The sequence below is a fragment of the Flavobacterium ginsenosidimutans genome, from assembly GCF_003254625.1.
GTDB lineage: Bacteria > Bacteroidota > Bacteroidia > Flavobacteriales > Flavobacteriaceae > Flavobacterium > Flavobacterium ginsenosidimutans.
In genome coordinates this window covers 44740-61921 of sequence record NZ_QJRJ01000077.1, presented here as the reverse complement: position 1 = coordinate 61921, position 17182 = coordinate 44740, and the positions used below count along the sequence as shown (strand labels likewise).

The 17182-nt window shown below is 33.9% G+C and carries 18 protein-coding genes; 14 read left to right on the top strand and 4 right to left on the bottom strand.

Translation table 11 applies throughout. From position 1 onward, the window contains the following. Positions 1-14: 14 nt before the first annotated feature. Positions 15-1019: a class 1 fructose-bisphosphatase gene (fbp, locus tag DM444_RS12135; protein WP_111286988.1), complete on the top strand. Its 1005-nt coding sequence runs from the start codon at positions 15-17 to the stop codon at positions 1017-1019. 157 nt (positions 1020-1176) lie between these two features. Continuing rightward, a complete protein-coding gene (locus DM444_RS12130) occupies positions 1177-1659 on the top strand; it encodes a hypothetical protein (protein ID WP_111286986.1) in 483 nt (160 codons plus the stop codon). Between the two features lie 137 nt (positions 1660-1796). On the opposite strand, the gene DM444_RS12125 is transcribed toward DM444_RS12130, so the two are convergent. Continuing rightward, the gene (locus tag DM444_RS12125) at positions 1797-2228 is read right to left on the bottom strand and encodes a TerB family tellurite resistance protein (RefSeq protein ID WP_111286984.1); all 432 of its coding nucleotides are present in this window, start codon (positions 2226-2228) and stop codon (positions 1797-1799) included. Positions 2229-2397: 169 nt separating this feature from the next. Here DM444_RS12125 and DM444_RS12120 point away from each other — a divergent pair, with 169 nt between their 5' ends. The 5 genes from DM444_RS12120 (at position 2398) to DM444_RS12100 (ending at position 5795) form a co-directional block, all read left to right on the top strand. Further along, the gene (locus DM444_RS12120) at positions 2398-2991 is read left to right on the top strand and encodes a HupE/UreJ family protein (RefSeq protein WP_111286982.1); all 594 of its coding nucleotides are present in this window, start codon (positions 2398-2400) and stop codon (positions 2989-2991) included. Positions 2992-2996: 5 nt separating this feature from the next. Continuing rightward, a complete protein-coding gene (locus DM444_RS12115) occupies positions 2997-3428 on the top strand; it encodes a deoxycytidylate deaminase (protein WP_111286980.1) in 432 nt (143 codons plus the stop codon). Further along, entirely contained in the window at positions 3428-5005 is a 1578-nt protein-coding gene (locus DM444_RS12110) for a S41 family peptidase (RefSeq protein ID WP_111286978.1), read from the top strand. Before DM444_RS12115 ends, DM444_RS12110 begins: the two co-directional genes overlap by 1 nt. A 16-nt stretch (positions 5006-5021) precedes the next feature. After that, positions 5022-5387 (top strand): nuclear transport factor 2 family protein, encoded by a 366-nt coding sequence (locus DM444_RS12105; protein ID WP_111286976.1) that lies wholly within the window; start codon positions 5022-5024, stop codon positions 5385-5387. 90 nt (positions 5388-5477) lie between these two features. Next, entirely contained in the window at positions 5478-5795 is a 318-nt protein-coding gene (locus DM444_RS12100; RefSeq protein ID WP_111286974.1) for a hypothetical protein, read from the top strand. Positions 5796-5977: 182 nt separating this feature from the next. Here DM444_RS12100 and DM444_RS12095 read toward each other — a convergent pair whose 3' ends face one another. The 3 genes from DM444_RS12095 to DM444_RS12085 form a co-directional block, all read right to left on the bottom strand. Further along, positions 5978-6583 carry an FAD-dependent oxidoreductase gene (locus DM444_RS12095; RefSeq protein ID WP_111287432.1) on the bottom strand — a complete coding sequence of 202 codons (606 nt, stop codon included), beginning with the start codon at positions 6581-6583 and terminating at the stop codon, positions 5978-5980. Position 6584: 1 nt separating this feature from the next. Next, positions 6585-6788, bottom strand: coding sequence for a hypothetical protein (locus DM444_RS12090; protein ID WP_008465053.1), 204 nt, complete (start codon positions 6786-6788; stop codon positions 6585-6587). Between the two features lie 104 nt (positions 6789-6892). Further along, the gene (locus DM444_RS12085; RefSeq protein WP_056208369.1) at positions 6893-7471 is read right to left on the bottom strand and encodes a MarC family protein; all 579 of its coding nucleotides are present in this window, start codon (positions 7469-7471) and stop codon (positions 6893-6895) included. A gap of 385 nt (positions 7472-7856) precedes the next feature. On the opposite strand from DM444_RS12085, the gene DM444_RS12080 reads away from it, so the two are divergent. From DM444_RS12080 to DM444_RS12050, 7 genes are all read left to right on the top strand, one after another. Beyond that, positions 7857-8426, top strand: coding sequence for a DUF3109 family protein (locus tag DM444_RS12080; RefSeq protein ID WP_111286972.1), 570 nt, complete (start codon positions 7857-7859; stop codon positions 8424-8426). Between the two features lie 334 nt (positions 8427-8760). Next, on the top strand, positions 8761-9738 hold the full coding sequence (locus DM444_RS12075; RefSeq protein WP_111287426.1) for a ribonucleotide-diphosphate reductase subunit beta: 978 nt from the start codon (positions 8761-8763) through the stop codon (positions 9736-9738). 265 nt (positions 9739-10003) lie between these two features. Next, complete coding sequence (locus DM444_RS12070) at positions 10004-12397, top strand: ribonucleoside-diphosphate reductase subunit alpha (protein WP_111286970.1); 2394 nt, start codon at positions 10004-10006, stop codon at positions 12395-12397. 526 nt (positions 12398-12923) lie between these two features. Beyond that, on the top strand, positions 12924-13751 hold the full coding sequence (locus tag DM444_RS12065; protein ID WP_111286968.1) for a prephenate dehydratase: 828 nt from the start codon (positions 12924-12926) through the stop codon (positions 13749-13751). 90 nt (positions 13752-13841) lie between these two features. Beyond that, a complete protein-coding gene (locus DM444_RS12060) occupies positions 13842-14987 on the top strand; it encodes a pyridoxal phosphate-dependent aminotransferase (RefSeq protein WP_111286966.1) in 1146 nt (381 codons plus the stop codon). 203 nt (positions 14988-15190) lie between these two features. Next, positions 15191-16048: a prephenate dehydrogenase gene (locus DM444_RS12055; protein ID WP_111286964.1), complete on the top strand. Its 858-nt coding sequence runs from the start codon at positions 15191-15193 to the stop codon at positions 16046-16048. Between the two features lie 12 nt (positions 16049-16060). After that, positions 16061-17143 carry a bifunctional 3-deoxy-7-phosphoheptulonate synthase/chorismate mutase type II gene (locus DM444_RS12050; protein WP_053472520.1) on the top strand — a complete coding sequence of 361 codons (1083 nt, stop codon included), beginning with the start codon at positions 16061-16063 and terminating at the stop codon, positions 17141-17143. The last annotated feature ends 39 nt before the right edge of the window (positions 17144-17182 follow it).

Sequence of the window (17182 nt, the reverse complement as noted above, 5' to 3'; positions counted from 1 at the left end):
ATAACGATTTAGCAATGGAAGAACGCAATAAAACACTGGGAGAGTTTATTATTGAGAACCAAAAAGCATTTCAGTATTCGTCGGGAGAACTCTCGCGAATTATCAACTCTATTCGTTTGGCAGCCAAGGTTGTCAATCATAAAGTTAATCAAGCAGGTTTAGTGGATATTATTGGCGCCGCGGGCGAACAGAATATTCAAGGAGAAGATCAGCAAAAATTAGATGTCTATGCAAACGAAGTATTTATCCAGACGTTAATAAACCGTGAGATTGTCTGTGGTATTGCTTCTGAAGAAAACGACGATTTTATTACAGTTCAGGGGAGCGACAACTGTCATAATAATAAGTACGTGATCTTAATGGATCCGCTTGACGGATCTTCAAACATTGATGTTAATGTTTCTGTTGGAACTATTTTTTCTGTTTTCAGAAGAATTACACCCATAGGAACTCCGGTAACTAGCGAGGATTTTTTACAACCGGGAATCAATCAAGTTGCAGCAGGCTATGTAATTTATGGAACTTCGACAATGCTTGTTTATACCACTGGATATGGTGTAAATGGTTTTACGTTAAATCCGGCGATTGGTACATTTTACCTTTCACACCCGAATATGAAATTTCCAAAAATCGGAAATATCTATTCGGTAAACGAAGGAAATTATGTTCATTTTCCGCAAGGCGTAAAAAATTACATTAAATACTGCCAGAAGGAGGAAGAAGACAGACCGTATACTTCTCGATATATCGGAAGTCTGGTAGCCGATTTTCATCGAAATATGATTAAAGGCGGAATTTATATTTATCCAACAAGTTCAAAAGCGCCAAAAGGGAAATTACGTTTGTTGTACGAATGTAATCCAATGGCCTTTATTGCAGAACAGGCGGGAGGAAAAGCTACAGACGGGTTCAATAGAATCATGGAAATTCAGCCAACCGAACTGCATCAAAGAGTTCCTTTTTTCTGCGGAAGCCTTGATATGGTAGAAAAAGCAGAGGAATTTATGGCGGCTGAATAAGTTTTCAGTCTCAGTCTCAGTTTTCAGTCTGGACTATAAAATAGCAAACCCGACAGGTTTTTAAAACTTGTCGGGTTTTGTTTTTTAATCAATTAAAAAACAAAATAAAAACTACTCGTATTTCAGTCTTTTACATATATTTGATTAAAATTATTATATGAAAAATATTACTTTAATTCTTTTTCTAGTGCTAGGTTTTGCAGTTGGGTGTTCATCTGATGAAGACGGTAAATCGGGAGTGAATTCATCAATTGTTATTGATGGAATAACCTTTAAACCCAATAAAGCAGTTTACTCTTATCAGCCGGCAAGTTTTGAATCTCAGAAAAGAGTTCGGTTTGTAATTAGCAATGAAGGAATGCAAGAATTCTTATATATTGATATTTCGTTTCCTGCAACTCAGAAAAGTTTGACTGGCGAATATTCATTTGGAATTGGAACGGCTGATGAATTATTGGCAATGGCTGAGTTTTATGCTCCAGATAAAAGATATTATATTAGTGGATATTCTCTCAAAATAACGGATAATGGTGATTCTAATTTTAATTTTGAATTTGTTTCTCCAGAAGTTTACGATGGAATAAACAATAAAAAAGTAAATTTTAAAGGTGCATTAAACGGTAAAATCGTAATGGAATAACCTCAATAAAATTCAGAATCAATTGAAAATAAAAAACCCGACAGATTTTTGATAATCTGTCGGGTTTTTATCTTTTAGAAGTTTCAAATTTCCAATATCACTATAAGCTGTAAACTGTGACCGAAAACTGAAAACTATTATTTATGCATGTGCTGCATTTCGTAGATAAAAGTATCTGCGTCAACTTTATTGTCAACTAATGACAATGCTTTTGCAATGATATAATCTACATTGCTTGGCGTGAATCCTAGCGCAACACTTATTTTTTTCAATAATACTTCTTGTTTGTCTTCAAGATGATGATCAACATGTACCATTCTTGTTAAATCATACAAACGCTCCAAACGCTGTACATAAGAGTATGGCGGATTAATAGGATATTTTAAAGGATCACTAAGAATTTCTTCGTATTCTGACTCTGTTATTTCTAAACGAGAAGCCAATTTGTCTAAGAACTCTTTTTCTTCTGGATATACAACACCGTCAGCCAATGCTACACGAACAATAGCAGAAAAGTGTCCTTTGTTTCTTTGTTTAAATTCGCTATCGAATAATTCTGAAAATGACATAATTATTTAAATTTTTAAAACACAAATATAAATTTTATTTTACATTAACAATTTTAAATTTCTCATAAAATTTAACTTATTTTTATTGAAGGAATTGGAAACATGAATCTTTAATTCTGAAAATTAATCGTAAGTTTACAACCCCTAATTATTTAATTACATTATACCTATGTCACAATTTTGGATTTATTTTCAAATAGGATTAAAACACGTTTTAGATATCAATGCTTACGATCACGTTCTTTTTTTAATCGCCTTAACGGTTCCGTATTTGTTTAAAGACTGGAAAAGAATTTTTCTTTTGGTTTCTATTTTTACAGTTGGTCACACTTTGGCTTTAATTCTTTCGGTTTACGGAATTATTGCAATAAAAGTGAATACTGTAGAATTCCTGATTCCGATTACAATTCTGATAACCGCTCTTTATCATTTATTTACGGCAGGTAAGACTTCTAAAAATGATAGTATAAATCTGGTATTTTTCATAACTTTATTCTTTGGAATTATTCATGGTTTAGGTTTTTCTAATTATTTCAAAACAATTTTAGGAGGTTCAGCAACCTCAAAATTGTTACCTTTGGGAGAGTTTGCCTTAGGAATAGAAGCTGCTCAGTTAATAGTAGTCTTTGTTGTTCTGGTAATTTCATATATAGTGCAGACAGTTTTTCGTTTTTCAAAACGTGACTGGGCACTTGTAATGTCGGCTTTCGTTATTGGAGTTGTAATTCCGATGATTATTGAAAGCCCAATTTGGAACAGATAAATTAAATGGAAATAAAAAAACTGAATAAATACGATAAAGCATATCTGCGAATTGCAAAAGAGTGGAGCCAGCTTTCTTACTGTAAACGTAAACAAGTCGGAGCAATTATCGTAAAAGACAGAATGATCATTTCGGATGGCTACAACGGGACACCATCTGGATTTGAAAATTGCTGCGAAGATGAAGACGGATTAACGCGCTGGGATGTTTTGCATGCCGAAGCAAATGCAATCCTGAAAGTAGCAAGATCAACACAGTCTTGCGAAGGTGCAACATTATACATTACACTTTCGCCTTGTAAAGAATGCAGTAAATTAATACATCAGTCGGGAATAAAAAGAGTGGTGTATAAAGATGGATATCGCGATGATTCCGGAATTCAATTTTTAATAAAAGCGGGTGTCGAAGTAGAACATATTCCTGTTTTAGAAGAGTAATGAAATTTAATTCGAAATATTTACCAATAGTAATAGGAGCAACTTTTGCTCTTGGAACAATTGTCGGAAGCCTTATGAATGCTCCCGCAAGCGATCAGCTTTTGGCTAAAAATTACTCTAAAACCAAATTGAATAAACTAATTGATTTTATCAATACAGAATATGTTGATAGTGTCAATACCGATTCGATTGTAAATCTAACAGTCGATAATATTCTTTCCAAATTAGATCCGCATTCTGTTTATATTCCGCCAAGCGAACAAGCAGAAGTTGCTGAAAGTATGAAAGGTGATTTCGTTGGAATCGGAATCAATTTTTATATGTATAAAGATTCAGTTGCGATTATAAAACCAGTAGAAAATGGCCCTTCAGCGAAAGCGGGATTAAAATCTGGAGACCGAATTTTATTTGCAGGAAAAACCAAGTTATACGGTAGAAGACTGCCTTCTGATAGTTTATTTTCGAAATTAAAAGGATTGCAAGGTTCTGAAATCGAACTGACTGTTTTTAGAAAATCAGAACAAAAGAAACTGAAGTTTAAAGTAAAAAGAGATATTATTCCAATTAAGAGCGTTGATGCTTCTTTAATGATTGGAAATAATATTGGCTACATCAAAATAAATCGTTTTGCAGAAACCACTTTCAATGAGTTTAAAACTGGCTTAGCGAGATTAAAACAAAAAGGAATTCAGTCGCTTGTAATTGACCTTCGTGATAATGGCGGCGGTTATATGGAAGAAGCGATTGCCATTGCTGATGAATTTTTAAAAGACAAACAATTAATCGTTTTCACGAAAAGCAAAAACGGCTCAACCGAAAAAACATACGCAACAAAAGCAGGAAGTTTTGAAACTGGGAAAGTGTATGTTTTAATTAATGAAAATAGCGCTTCTGCGAGCGAAATTTTAGCAGGAGCAATACAAGATAATGACCGCGGAACTATTGTTGGAAGACGTTCTTTCGGAAAAGGTCTCGTTCAAAGGGAAATGGATTTTAATGACGGATCTGCAGTAAGATTAACTGTAGCGCGTTATTATACTCCGACTGGAAGATCGATTCAAAAACCGTATAAAAAAGGAAACGAAGAATATTTTAAAGAATCTGAATCAAGAATTGCTACTGGTGAACTTTATGCAAAAGACAGTATAAAAGTAGCCGATTCTTTAAAATTCAAAACGCCAAAAGGGAAAATAGTTTATGGCGGCGGCGGAATTGTTCCAGATGTTTTTGTCCCGATGGAAGCAGAGCATGGAAATGAAAACGTTGCTTATTTACTGCAAACCGGAATTGTTGGTCATTTTGTTTTTGAAGAGTTAGATAAAAACAGAAATGCTTTTGCAGGCGATAACTTTGCTGATTTTTTAGCTAAAATGAAAAGCTCAGATGTTTATTTTAAGAAATTCAAGAATTATATTCTGATGACAGGTTTAGATCTAAAACTTGACAAAACCAAAGCGCTTGTAAATAGATATATTACGGCAGAATTTGCACGCCAGCTTTATGGAGAATTGTATTATTATGATGTGATCTTGAAAGAAGATGCGATGATAAAAACAATTCTTAATCCGAAGAAATAACTTCAATCTTTATATCATGAAAGTAGAAACCGTTATTAATGCAGAAATCGAACTTTTAACTGCTATTAAGAAATCGGATATTTTGGCTTTAGAAACAATTCTTCATGACGATTTATTATTCAATATGCCAGACGGACAAACGATAACTAAAGATTTTGATCTGCAATCGTATCGTTCGGGAAAAATGAAAATAGATTTTTTAGAAGCTTCAGATCAAATTGTCAATATAATTGATGATTCGGCTATAGTTGCTGTTACAGTTTCATTAAAAGGAGCTTATGATAATAATCCAATAAATGGGGTTTTCAAATATATTAGAGTTTGGAAAAAATCGGGTAAAAATTTAAAAGTTATCGCAGGAAGCTGCGTTCAGCTGGCATAAAGTTTGAAGCTGGAAAAATAATATTAACTTAAAATAAATCCGTTGAAATAAGCATAAACATTGGCGAACTTCGCGGTTAAATTAAATTATATGAAAAATCTAAAAAGAATAAGTTTCTTAGTACTTCTAATGACTTTTGTAATCTCATGCACCACTATGAAAAACGATGCTAATGCAGCAGTTTCAGGAAAAGTAGATTCTATTGAAGCTGGAAAAGATGGTTACACAGCAAAAATTACTACAGATGCTAAAGAAGTATATTTTGCAACAATTAGTATTGTAAACGTTGGCGGACCTCAAAACTATAAACAATTAAAAATTGGAGATGTAGTTTCTGTAAAAGGAGAAAAATGGAAAACCGACGATGAAAACCATATTAAAGTAACAGAAATCGTTTCGGTGAAATAACAGAAACATAAAATTACTTTAAAACCATTAAGAGATTAAGTTTATTAAGCTGTATGGCTTATTTTCTTAATCTCTTAATGGTTTTATGTTTTGAGTTTTTTTCTTAATGTAACTTGATAATTAAGTTTGCGTCAGAATAAAACTTAATTTTTCTTAATCTCTTAATGGTAAAAACAAAAAAATTATCGAATACTATCGTGTGCGTGAGTCTGTACGCCGTTATTCCATAAAGTCAGAATATCTGTTGCTACAGCAGCGCCACTTCCGGCTGCAATTGCAAGCTGACTTCTCCAGCCTGCCAAAGTCCCAATTGCATAAATTCCGTCAGCAACTTTATGATCTTCGTTTTTAAGCTGAATACGTTGTTTTTCAGGAAGTGCTTTTTTATGAGGCTCAACAAATTGCATTAAACCTTCAATGTCGAAAGTATTAGCAGAACCAATTCCGACCACGATATTTTTTGTTTTGTATGAATTTTTGTTGGTCACTACGGTAAATTCAGGATAACTGCCCTCAATTTTCATCACCTTTTCATTTGGAATCTGATTAATATGCGGGTAAGTGGTTGCTAAATCCTGTGTGCTTTCAGTTAAAAGCTCAGAACCTAATTTTCCTGGAGTAATTCCGTAAGCGTTATAGAATATTGCCTCTTGTAAAGAAGAATTTTTCTGATGAGTAAAAATTCCGATTTTTTTGTCAGTAACAAAAGTTTTGTTTTTTGCGGATCCTAAGACAAGAGCGCAAGACATTCCAGATACTCCTCCGCCAATAATTAAAACATCAAACATATTATCTGTTGTCATTCATTTTTTCTTCAATTCTTTTCGAAATTCTAAAAATCAAAAGAATCAAAACAGCGCAAAATGAAGCGGCGATTCCAATAAAAGCTACCATACTATCTCCTTGAAAAGGGTTTTTAAAGTCTAATAACGTAATATTAAAAACAATTAAAGCTAATGCCAAAAGCACTAAGATTGAAGTGAAAATTTTCATAAGATTGTTTTTGTTTGTCTAAAATAATAAAGTAGAACTCTAGAAAAATGATTAAGAGTTTTATTTTTAGAATAATTTACGGGGTAAATGTATAAAAATTAATTTTAGACAAACAAACCTTTAACATTAGCGGCGAATAATTTAACAGCAATAGCTAAAAGTATTACTCCAAATGTCTTGCGAACCACTCCAAGTCCGTTTTCTCCTAACAAATTTTCGATTTTTTTCGAGGACTTTAAAACGACGTAAACCAAGATAATATTTAGCAAAATTGCGATGATAATATTAATGGTGTGAAATTGAGATCGAAGTGATAATAAAGTAGTCATTGTTCCTGCTCCAGCAATCAAAGGAAAAGCCAAAGGTACAATAGATGCAGATCCAGGTTCTTCGTCACGATAAATTCTGATTCCTAAAATCATTTCCAAAGCAAGAAAAAACAATACAAACGATCCCGCAACGGCAAATGAATGCACATCAATGCCAATTAAGTTCAGTAAACCTTCTCCAACAAAAAGAAAAACAATCATAATCGCTCCTGCAACGATAGAAGCTTTTTCAGATTCTATGTGACCGACTTTTGCTCTTAAATTCACAATAATAGGAATTGATCCAACAATATCAATTACGGCAAAAAGTACCATACTAACGGTAATGATTTCTTTAAAATCGATTTCTAACATATCGCTTTGATTTTTAGGGTTTAAAAAACTGCTGCAAAAGTAGTTAATAAAGTTAGGTGATTTTTCGTTACAATGTATTTTTGTTATAAAAACATGTTTTATTAGCTAAAAAAGTGATATTTGTAACAATTGTGTGGTTTAGATTGCTAAATCAAAGACAACTCTGAAGATTTTTTTTGGATAGTATAAAAAAATTTCACGCAGATTTAGCAGATATGAGCAGATTTTCAATTTTCTTAAATCATTTTCATCGTTTTTAAGATTTACCAAATAAAATCAATCTCTTTATCTGCTCATATCTGCCAAATCTGCGTGAAAAAAGAATAAAAAATTATCTGCTTTCTTTGACTATCTTTGCACTTTATAAATTACAGTATTAAATATCATGTTTCAGTTAGGTAAAACTATTATTTCAGAAGATATTCTGGAAAAAGAATTTGTGTGCAACTTGTCTGCTTGTAAAGGAGCTTGTTGCGTTGATGGAGATGCGGGCGCGCCTTTAAATGAGGCTGAAACTAAAATCTTAGAAGAAATCTATCCTAAAGTAAAACCTTTTTTAAGAAAAGAAGGAATAGAAGCAATCGAGGCGCAGGGAACTTGGGTAAAAGGAACTGATGGTGATTTAGAAACTCCGCTTATTGATAATAAAGATTGTGCTTATGTAATTTTCGACGGAAAAACTGCACTTTGCGGAATCGAACAAGCGTACAACCAAGGAGTCGTTGATTGGAAAAAACCAGTTTCTTGCCATTTGTATCCAATTCGCGTAAAAGACTTCACAGAATTTGCGGCGGTCAATTATGACAAATGGGATATTTGCGATGATGCTTGCTCATTGGGTGCAGCATTAGAAGTTCCAGTTTACAAATTTGTAAAAGAAGCGTTAATTAGACGTTTTGGCGAAGACTGGTATTTGGAACTTGAAAAGGTTGCTGAAGAGCATAAAAATTCATAAAATCCACACTGAAAAATATAGTCTTTTTGACTACATCTTTTGACTTGAAAAAATAAAGTTTTGACTCAAAAAAAACTTTTTAAAACTATTTAAAATTTCTTGCTTTTTATTCGAAAAAGTCTATATTTTACGGGCTTTGAGCAATAGAAAACATTTTTAATCGACTCATTAGCAGCAAATTAATTATTGTCTGAAAAATTTTTCAAATTTAGGCCTTTGTTAAAAACTACGTCCGATTGTGAATAAGTTTGGCTTTTATTTTTGACGTTAATTGACAATCTTTGTAGTCTACTGAATGAGTAAAAATTCAATAAAAAAATTAACAGAATCTGTCATGTCACAAATCGAACCAATATTACAAGAAAATAAAAACCGCTTCGTTATTTTTCCGATTAAACATCATGATATTTGGGAATGGTATAAGAAGATGGAAGCAAGTTTTTGGACTGCAGAAGAAATCGACTTGCACCAAGATTTGACAGATTGGAATAATAAGTTGAATGACGACGAAAGATATTTCATTAAACATATTTTAGCATTTTTTGCGGCTTCTGATGGAATCGTAAACGAAAACCTTGCTGAAAATTTTGTAAATGAAGTGCAATATGCTGAAGCGAAATTTTTCTACGGATTTCAAATCATGATGGAGAATATCCATAGTGAAACTTATTCATTATTAATTGATACTTACGTTAAAGACGAAGCAGAAAAAACAGAATTGTTTAACGCTTTAGAAGTATTCCCTGCAATTGCTAAAAAAGGAGAATGGGCTTTAAAATGGATCGAGTCTGATTCATTTGCTGAAAGACTTATTGCTTTTGCTGCTGTTGAAGGAATCTTTTTCTCAGGAGCTTTCTGTTCAATTTATTGGTTGAAAAAACGTGGTTTAATGCCAGGTTTAACATTTTCTAACGAGTTGATTTCTCGTGACGAAGGCGTACATTGTGATTTTGCGGTTCACTTGCACAATCACCATTTGGTAAACAAAGTTCCAAAAGAAAGAATTAAAGAAATTATTGTCGATGCCTTAGATATCGAAAGACAATTTGTAACAGAATCTCTTCCGGTAAGTTTGATTGGTATGAACGCTACTTTAATGACACAATATTTAGAGTTCGTTGCCGATAGATTATTAGTAGAATTAGGTTGCGAGCGTGTATATGGATCAGCAAATCCATTCGATTTCATGGACATGATTTCTCTTCAAGGAAAAACTAATTTCTTTGAAAAACGTGTTGCAGAGTATCAAAAATCTGGTGTGATGAACACAGATAGTGACGCTCAAAAAATTTCATTTGATGCAGATTTTTAGACAACAAAAATACTTTTAGTGTCTATCTTCTAGAGATACTGAAAAAAAGATTACAAAAAAATATTTTAAGGTTGAATCTCTTTCCCCAAGTCGCAGATTCAATAGCAATTTTTGACGCATTTAAATTCGAAATTCGAATTTGAAACGAGTAGCTATTGAGAATTCGGTAATTCTCAAAAAATAATTTAAAAACACGCAATGTTTAAGTGCTGGAGTTCGTTCTCTAGGTACTTTCATTTTTTCAATAACTATAAAAGGTAAGCTTATGTATGTAGTAAAAAGAGATGGCCACAGAGAGCCCGTAATGTTTGATAAGATTACAGAAAGAATCAAAAAATTGTGTTACGGCTTGAATGAGCTCGTAGATCCAGTAAAGGTAGCGATGAGAGTTATCGAAGGATTGTATGATGGGGTTTCGACTTCTGAACTTGATAATCTTGCAGCAGAAACAGCGGCTTCTATGACAATTGCGCATCCAGATTATGCTCAATTGGCAGCTCGTGTAGCAATTTCTAACCTGCATTCAAATACTAAAAAATCTTTCTCAGAGACGATGAAAGATATGTATCACTACGTTAATCCAAGAAATGGTCAAGATGCACCGTTAATTGCTGATGACGTATTTAAAGTGATTCAAGAAAATGCAGCTTTTTTAGATTCTCATATTATTTATACAAGAGATTTTAATTACGATTACTTTGGTTTCAAAACTTTAGAACGTTCTTATCTTCTTAAAATAAACGGAAAAATCGTAGAGCGTCCGCAGCACATGCTGATGCGTGTTTCGGTTGGTATTCACTTAGATGATTTAAAATCAGTAATTGAAACTTACGATTTAATGTCTAAAAAGTTCTTTACGCATGCAACGCCAACATTGTTCAATGCTGGAACTCCAAAACCACAAATGTCTTCTTGTTTCCTTTTGGCAATGCAAGACGATAGTATTGACGGAATTTACGATACATTAAAACAAACAGCAAAAATCTCGCAATCAGCGGGAGGAATTGGACTTTCTATTCATAACGTTCGTGCAACAGGATCTTATATTCGTGGTACAAATGGAACTTCAAACGGAATTGTTCCGATGTTGAGAGTTTTCAACGATACAGCGCGTTATGTAGATCAAGGTGGAGGAAAACGTAAAGGAAGTTTTGCGATTTACATCGAAACTTGGCATGCTGATATCTTTGATTTCTTAGATTTAAAGAAAAACACAGGAAAAGAAGAAATGCGTGCGAGAGATTTATTTTTCGCAATGTGGACTTCAGATTTATTCATGAAACGTGTTCAGGAAGATTCAACGTGGACTTTAATGTGCCCGAACGAATGTCCAGGATTATATGATGTTTACGGAGATGAATTCGAAGCATTATATACAGATTATGAATTTAGAGGAAAAGGAAGAAAAACAATCCGCGCTCGTGAGTTATGGGAAAAAATCCTAGAATCTCAAATCGAGACTGGAACACCATATATGTTGTATAAAGATGCGGCAAACCGTAAATCGAACCACAAGAATTTAGGAACTATTCGTTCTTCTAACTTGTGTACAGAGATTATGGAGTTTACTTCTAAAGATGAAATTGCAGTTTGTAACTTGGCTTCAATCTCTTTACCAATGTTTATTGATAATGGACAATTTGATCACCAAGCGCTTTACAATGTTACAAAACGTGTAACTCGTAATTTGAACAAAGTAATCGATAGAAACTATTATCCAGTAAAAGAAGCGGAAAACTCTAACATGCGTCACCGTCCAGTTGGTTTAGGTGTGCAAGGTTTAGCAGATGCTTTCATCATGTTGCGTATGCCGTTTACAAGCGATGAAGCTAAAAAATTAAACCAAGAAATTTTCGAGACATTATATTTCGCTGCTGTAACCGCTTCTATGGAAATGGCAAAAGAAGAAGGGCCATATTCAACTTTCGAAGGTTCGCCAATGTCACAAGGAGAATTCCAGCACAATATGTGGGGAATGAAAGATGAAGAATTATCAGGTCGTTGGGACTGGGCTTCATTAAGAAAAGAAGTTGTAGAGCACGGAGTTCGTAACTCATTGTTAGTAGCACCAATGCCAACTGCTTCGACTTCACAAATTCTTGGAAACAACGAAGCTTTCGAACCATATACATCTAACATTTATACACGTCGTGTATTGTCTGGGGAGTTCATCGTAGTAAACAAACATTTACTAGAAGACTTAGTAAAACTAGGTTTATGGAACGAAGATTTGAAGCAAGAAATTATGCGTCATAACGGATCTGTTCAAAATATCGATAAGATTCCGCAAGACTTAAAAGACCTTTATAAAACAGTTTGGGAAATGTCGATGAAAGATATTATCGATATGTCTCGTCAAAGAGGTTATTTTATTGACCAGTCTCAATCGTTGAACTTATTCATGCAGGATGCCAACTATTCTAAACTAACTTCAATGCACTTCTACGCTTGGCAGTCTGGTTTAAAAACAGGAATGTATTACCTAAGAACAAAAGCAGCTGTAGATGCAATTAAATTCACATTAAACAACGATAAAAAAGAAGAAACTGCTCCAACATTAGTTGCAGAAACTGAATCAATCAGCGTTGAGGATTACAAAGCAATGCTTTTAAAAGCACAAGCTGCAGATCCTGAGGATTGTGAAATGTGTGGATCTTAATTATTTTAGAGTTTAGATCTGAGATTTTAGATTTTTAATTTGATATATAAAAGCAGTTATTGTAATGATAGCTGCTTTTTTTATAGCCACAAATTCACGAATTTTATTTGAAAAATCAGTGAAATTATATTTTATAATCATAATGATTTGAGTCAATTCGTGAATTCGTGGCAAAAAAATCTTAGACTCTCAGTAACTTAGAACCTCAGAAACTCATTTTAATATTCTCATTTTAAGCCCATATTTTTATATTATCATACAAAACCTGCTAAATTTGTTAAGAAATCCTTTTTTGTTTCATAAAATGCAATCTTTTTTTTGGTGCACTAAAAATAATTTATACATTCGCAGAGAATTTACAAAATAACACAAACAAAATGGCAAGTAACCGTTTTTATTTTAGCAACAACTTTTATTTCTTCTTTAGTAGAAGTCAGGATTGTGCTATGGTTATTTGAGATAAAATTTTAAGACAAATAAAACTAATATACAATCCTGATGCAAATCAGGATTTTTTTTTGACTATATGACAACGAAAATTGCAATACAAGGTATTAAAGGATCATTTCATCATCAAGTTGTGAAAGAGTATTTCTCTGAAAGTGTGGATATTGATGAATGTTTGTCTTTTGAAGAATTGATCGACAGCCTTATTGCCGGAAAATCAGATCAGGCGGTTATGGCGATCGAAAACTCGATTGCGGGGCCAATTATTCCAAATTATGCCTTGATCGACAAGAATAATTTGCACATTATTGGAGAGCATTATTTAAATATTCAGCAAAATTTAATGGCTTTAAAAGGTCAGAAAATTGAAGATATTAGAGAAGTTCATTCGCACCCAATGGCACTTTTGCAGTGTATGGATTTCTTGAAACAATATCCAAATATCAAATTGGTTGAGGATAAAGATACAGCGGAAACAGCAAGAAGAATTCAGGAAAAACAATTGACTGGAATTGCAGCAATTGCAAGTGTTACGGCTGCTGAAATGTACGATCTAGATATTATTGCACCGTCGATTCAAACGATTAAAAACAATATGACGCGTTTCGTAATCATCAAAAAGCAAAATTCATTTTTGCCAGAAAGCGAAATTAATAGAGCATCTGTAAAATTTGAATTAGATCATAAAAGAGGAAGTTTAGCTGCGGTTTTGAATGTAATGAGTGACTGCAAACTGAATTTGACAAAAATCCAGTCGCTTCCAAAAATCGAAACACCTTGGAAATATTCATTCTTCGTAGACGTGACATTCGAGAAATACGAAGATTTTGCAAAAGCCAAAGCATTATTAAATATTATGGCAGAATATTTTAAAGTGTTGGGAGAATATAAAAATACCAGACCTTAAGTATTAAAGTCGGAAAGTCGAAAGTCTTAAAGTAAAGAAGAGAAAAGCATACAGCGTAAAGCTTAAAGCATATAGCAAAAATTAAAAACAATGATTACAACAGCAAAACGATTAGACACAGTTGAAGAATACTACTTCTCATCAAAACTAAGAGAAGTTCGTCAGTTGATGTCTGAAGGAAAATCGATCATCAACATGGGAATTGGAAGCCCTGATTTGAGTCCGTCAAAAGCAGTAATTGAAGCAGTCGCTGCGGCAATTCAAGACGAAAACGGACATGGCTATCAAAGCTATCAGGGATTACCAGAAATGAGGCAGGCGATGGCAGATTTTTATCGTGATCAGTTTGGTGTTGAAGTGAATCCTAATAATGAGATTTTACCTCTTATGGGTTCGAAAGAAGGAATAATGCATATTTCGCTTGCATTTTTAAATCCAGGCGATCACGTTTTAATTCCGAATCCAGGTTATCCGACTTATACTTCGGTAACCAATTTGGTTGAAGCAGTTCCAGTTTATTATGATTTGAAAGAAGAAAATGCATGGGAACCAGACTTCGAAGCTTTAGAAAAATTAGAGCTGGAGAAAGTAAAAATAATGTGGCTGGGATATCCGCACATGCCAACAGGAGCTAGAGGAAGTTTAGCGTTATTTGAAAAATTGGTTGCTTTTGCTAAAAAACACAACATATTATTGATCAACGACAATCCGTATAGTTTTGTTTTGAATGATAATCCGATGAGTTTACTTCAAGTTGAAGGTGCGAAAGATGTGGCTTTAGAATTAAACTCTTTAAGTAAAACATTCAACATGGCAGGCTGGAGAGTAGGAATGGTTTTAGGAAATCCTGAAATTATTGATGCGGTTCTAAAAGTGAAAAGTAACATGGACAGCGGAATGTTCTACGGAATTCAGAAAGGTGCAATTGCAGCTTTAAAATGTGATAAATCTTGGTTCGAAGACCAAAACAAAATTTACAGACGCCGTAGAGAATTAACCGAAAAACTGGCAGAAAAATTAGGCTGTAAAGTATATAAAGAAGGAGTTGGACTTTTTGTCTGGGCAAAACTTCCGGAAGGAATCGAATCGGCAGAGAAGTTCATTGACGAAATATTATATGAGAAACATATTTTCATTACACCGGGAACCATTTTTGGAAGCAACGGTGAAGGGTATATCAGATTCTCATTGTGTGTGAAAGAAGAGAAAGTACAAGAAGCGATTGATAGGTTTTAAGTATTAAGACTTTAGAATTAAGTATTAAGATTTTTATCCAGATTGTCAGGCTGAGCGGAGTCGAAGCCCGTGCCAATTGGAACGCCCTTCTCCCGAAGCCTCGGGATCGCTCAGGGTGACAAATTGAAAAGCAAGATTTGGATTTGGACTCGAGCGATAGCGAACAGGCGAAGCAATTTTAAAACTTGGAATTTAAAATAAATATGAAAGTATACGTAATAGGAATAGGATTAATAGGCGGCTCAATGGTGTTGGACATCAAAGAGAAGCATCCGAATGCGACTATTTTCGGAATTGACAATAACGAAAAACATTTGCAAGAAGCACTTGATCTTGGAGTTATTGACGAAGCGGGAAGCTTTGAAGATTTGCAAAAAGCAGATTTTGTAATCGTTTCAGTTCCGGTAGATGTTGCGCTGACAGTTTTGCCGAAAGTTCTGGATGCCGTTGGAGATAAGACCATTGTCTTTGAAGTAGGATCGACAAAAAAGCCAATCTGCGATGCAGTAGCGAATCATCCGAAAAGAAGAAATTTTATTGCCACGCATCCAATTGCAGGAACAGAGTTTTCTGGACCTTCAGCAGCAATAAAAGGTTTGTTTAAAGGAAAAACAAACATTATTTGTGAAGTGGAAAAAACCACTTTTAAACTGCAAGAAAAGGCATTAAATCTTTTCGCAGAAATTGGAATGAGAATTCGATATATGGATCCCGTTTCGCACGATAAACACATTGCTTACGTTTCGCATTTATCGCACATTAGTTCGTTTATGCTCGGAAAAACAGTAATGATCAAAGAAAAAGACGAACAAGATATTTTTGATATGGCGGGTAGTGGATTTGAAAGCACCGTTCGTCTGGCAAAAAGTTCACCTGCAATGTGGACACCAATTTTTAAACAAAACAAAGAATACGTTCTGGAAACCTTAGAAGGTTATATTGCAAATTTAACTCAGTTTAGAGATTTGCTGGCAGACGATAATTACAGTGCCATTTTTGAAGAAATGGAAGGTGTAAATAAAATTAGAGAAATATTAAACGGAATAACTATAAAAAAGTAAACTATAAAAAAGATGGAAAATAAGAAAGAAATGAGAAAGTGGTTAGAGGATTTCAATTTAAATCACCCACTTGTGATAGCTGGACCTTGTAGTGCAGAAACTGAAGATCAGGTTTTGAAAATTGCTCACGAATTAAAAGATTCAAAAGTAAGCGTATTCAGAGCTGGAATCTGGAAACCAAGAACTCGTCCAGGAGGATTTGAAGGTGTTGGTGAAATTGGATTAAAATGGTTACAGAAAGCTAAAGCTGAAACTGGTTTATTAATGGGAACTGAAGTTGCAACTGCAGCTCACTGTAAACTAGCTTTAGAACACGATATCGACGTATTATGGGTTGGTGCACGTACAACTGCAAACCCATTCGCAGTTCAAGAAATTGCTGATACATTAAAAGGAACTGATAAAATTGTTTTGGTGAAAAACCCAGTAAACCCAGATTTAGCTTTATGGTTAGGTGGTGTTGAGCGTTTACACATGGCAGGTATTGAGAAATTAGGTGTTATTCACAGAGGTTTCTCTACTTACGAAAAAACAAAATACAGAAACATTCCAGAATGGCAAATTGCTATCGAATTACAAAATAAATTCCCTGATTTACCATTAATCATCGATCCATCTCACATTACTGGAGATCGTAAAATGATTTTCGAAGTAACTCAAGAAGCTTTAGACTTGAATTACGATGGTATGATCATCGAAACACACTTTGATCCAGACAACGCTTGGTCTGATGCTGCACAACAAGTTACTCCAGATGCTTTGAAACAAATCATCAAAGATTTGACTATCAGAAAAACGGATGATACTACAGACGAGTACAGCCAAAAAATGACTAAACTAAGAGCAAATATCGACGTTTTGGATGCTAACTTATTAGAGTTATTAGGAAAACGTATGAAAGTTGCTGACGAAATTGGTCAAGTGAAAAAAGATGCAAACGTTGCAATTCTTCAAAACAACCGTTGGAACGAAATTTTAGGAAAAATGATTTTGGAAGGTGAGAAAAAAGGTCTTACAGAAGAGTTCGTTTTGAGAATGTTCAAAGCAATTCACCAAGAAAGTATTGGTCACCAAGAGAAAATTTTCAACGCATAATTTTCTTTAAATCCTATAAGTGATATAAGATAATTTAAG

Coding starts and splice junctions, on each gene's coding strand:
- DM444_RS12110 (WP_111286978.1), top strand. CDS start 3,428: ATGAAATTTAATTCGAAATATTTACCAATAGTAATAGGAGCAACTTTT.
- DM444_RS12055 (WP_111286964.1), top strand. CDS start 15,191: ATGAAAGTATACGTAATAGGAATAGGATTAATAGGCGGCTCAATGGTG.
- DM444_RS12085 (WP_056208369.1), bottom strand. CDS start 7,471: ATGTTAGAAATCGATTTTAAAGAAATCATTACCGTTAGTATGGTACTT.
- DM444_RS12080 (WP_111286972.1), top strand. CDS start 7,857: ATGTTTCAGTTAGGTAAAACTATTATTTCAGAAGATATTCTGGAAAAA.
- DM444_RS12090 (WP_008465053.1), bottom strand. CDS start 6,788: ATGAAAATTTTCACTTCAATCTTAGTGCTTTTGGCATTAGCTTTAATT.
- DM444_RS12130 (WP_111286986.1), top strand. CDS start 1,177: ATGAAAAATATTACTTTAATTCTTTTTCTAGTGCTAGGTTTTGCAGTT.
- DM444_RS12100 (WP_111286974.1), top strand. CDS start 5,478: ATGAAAAATCTAAAAAGAATAAGTTTCTTAGTACTTCTAATGACTTTT.
- DM444_RS12115 (WP_111286980.1), top strand. CDS start 2,997: ATGGAAATAAAAAAACTGAATAAATACGATAAAGCATATCTGCGAATT.
- DM444_RS12125 (WP_111286984.1), bottom strand. CDS start 2,228: ATGTCATTTTCAGAATTATTCGATAGCGAATTTAAACAAAGAAACAAA.
- DM444_RS12060 (WP_111286966.1), top strand. CDS start 13,842: ATGATTACAACAGCAAAACGATTAGACACAGTTGAAGAATACTACTTC.
- DM444_RS12065 (WP_111286968.1), top strand. CDS start 12,924: ATGACAACGAAAATTGCAATACAAGGTATTAAAGGATCATTTCATCAT.
- DM444_RS12105 (WP_111286976.1), top strand. CDS start 5,022: ATGAAAGTAGAAACCGTTATTAATGCAGAAATCGAACTTTTAACTGCT.
- DM444_RS12070 (WP_111286970.1), top strand. CDS start 10,004: ATGTATGTAGTAAAAAGAGATGGCCACAGAGAGCCCGTAATGTTTGAT.
- fbp (WP_111286988.1), top strand. CDS start 15: ATGGAAGAACGCAATAAAACACTGGGAGAGTTTATTATTGAGAACCAA.
- DM444_RS12075 (WP_111287426.1), top strand. CDS start 8,761: ATGTCACAAATCGAACCAATATTACAAGAAAATAAAAACCGCTTCGTT.
- DM444_RS12120 (WP_111286982.1), top strand. CDS start 2,398: ATGTCACAATTTTGGATTTATTTTCAAATAGGATTAAAACACGTTTTA.
- DM444_RS12095 (WP_111287432.1), bottom strand. CDS start 6,583: ATGTTTGATGTTTTAATTATTGGCGGAGGAGTATCTGGAATGTCTTGC.
- DM444_RS12050 (WP_053472520.1), top strand. CDS start 16,061: ATGGAAAATAAGAAAGAAATGAGAAAGTGGTTAGAGGATTTCAATTTA.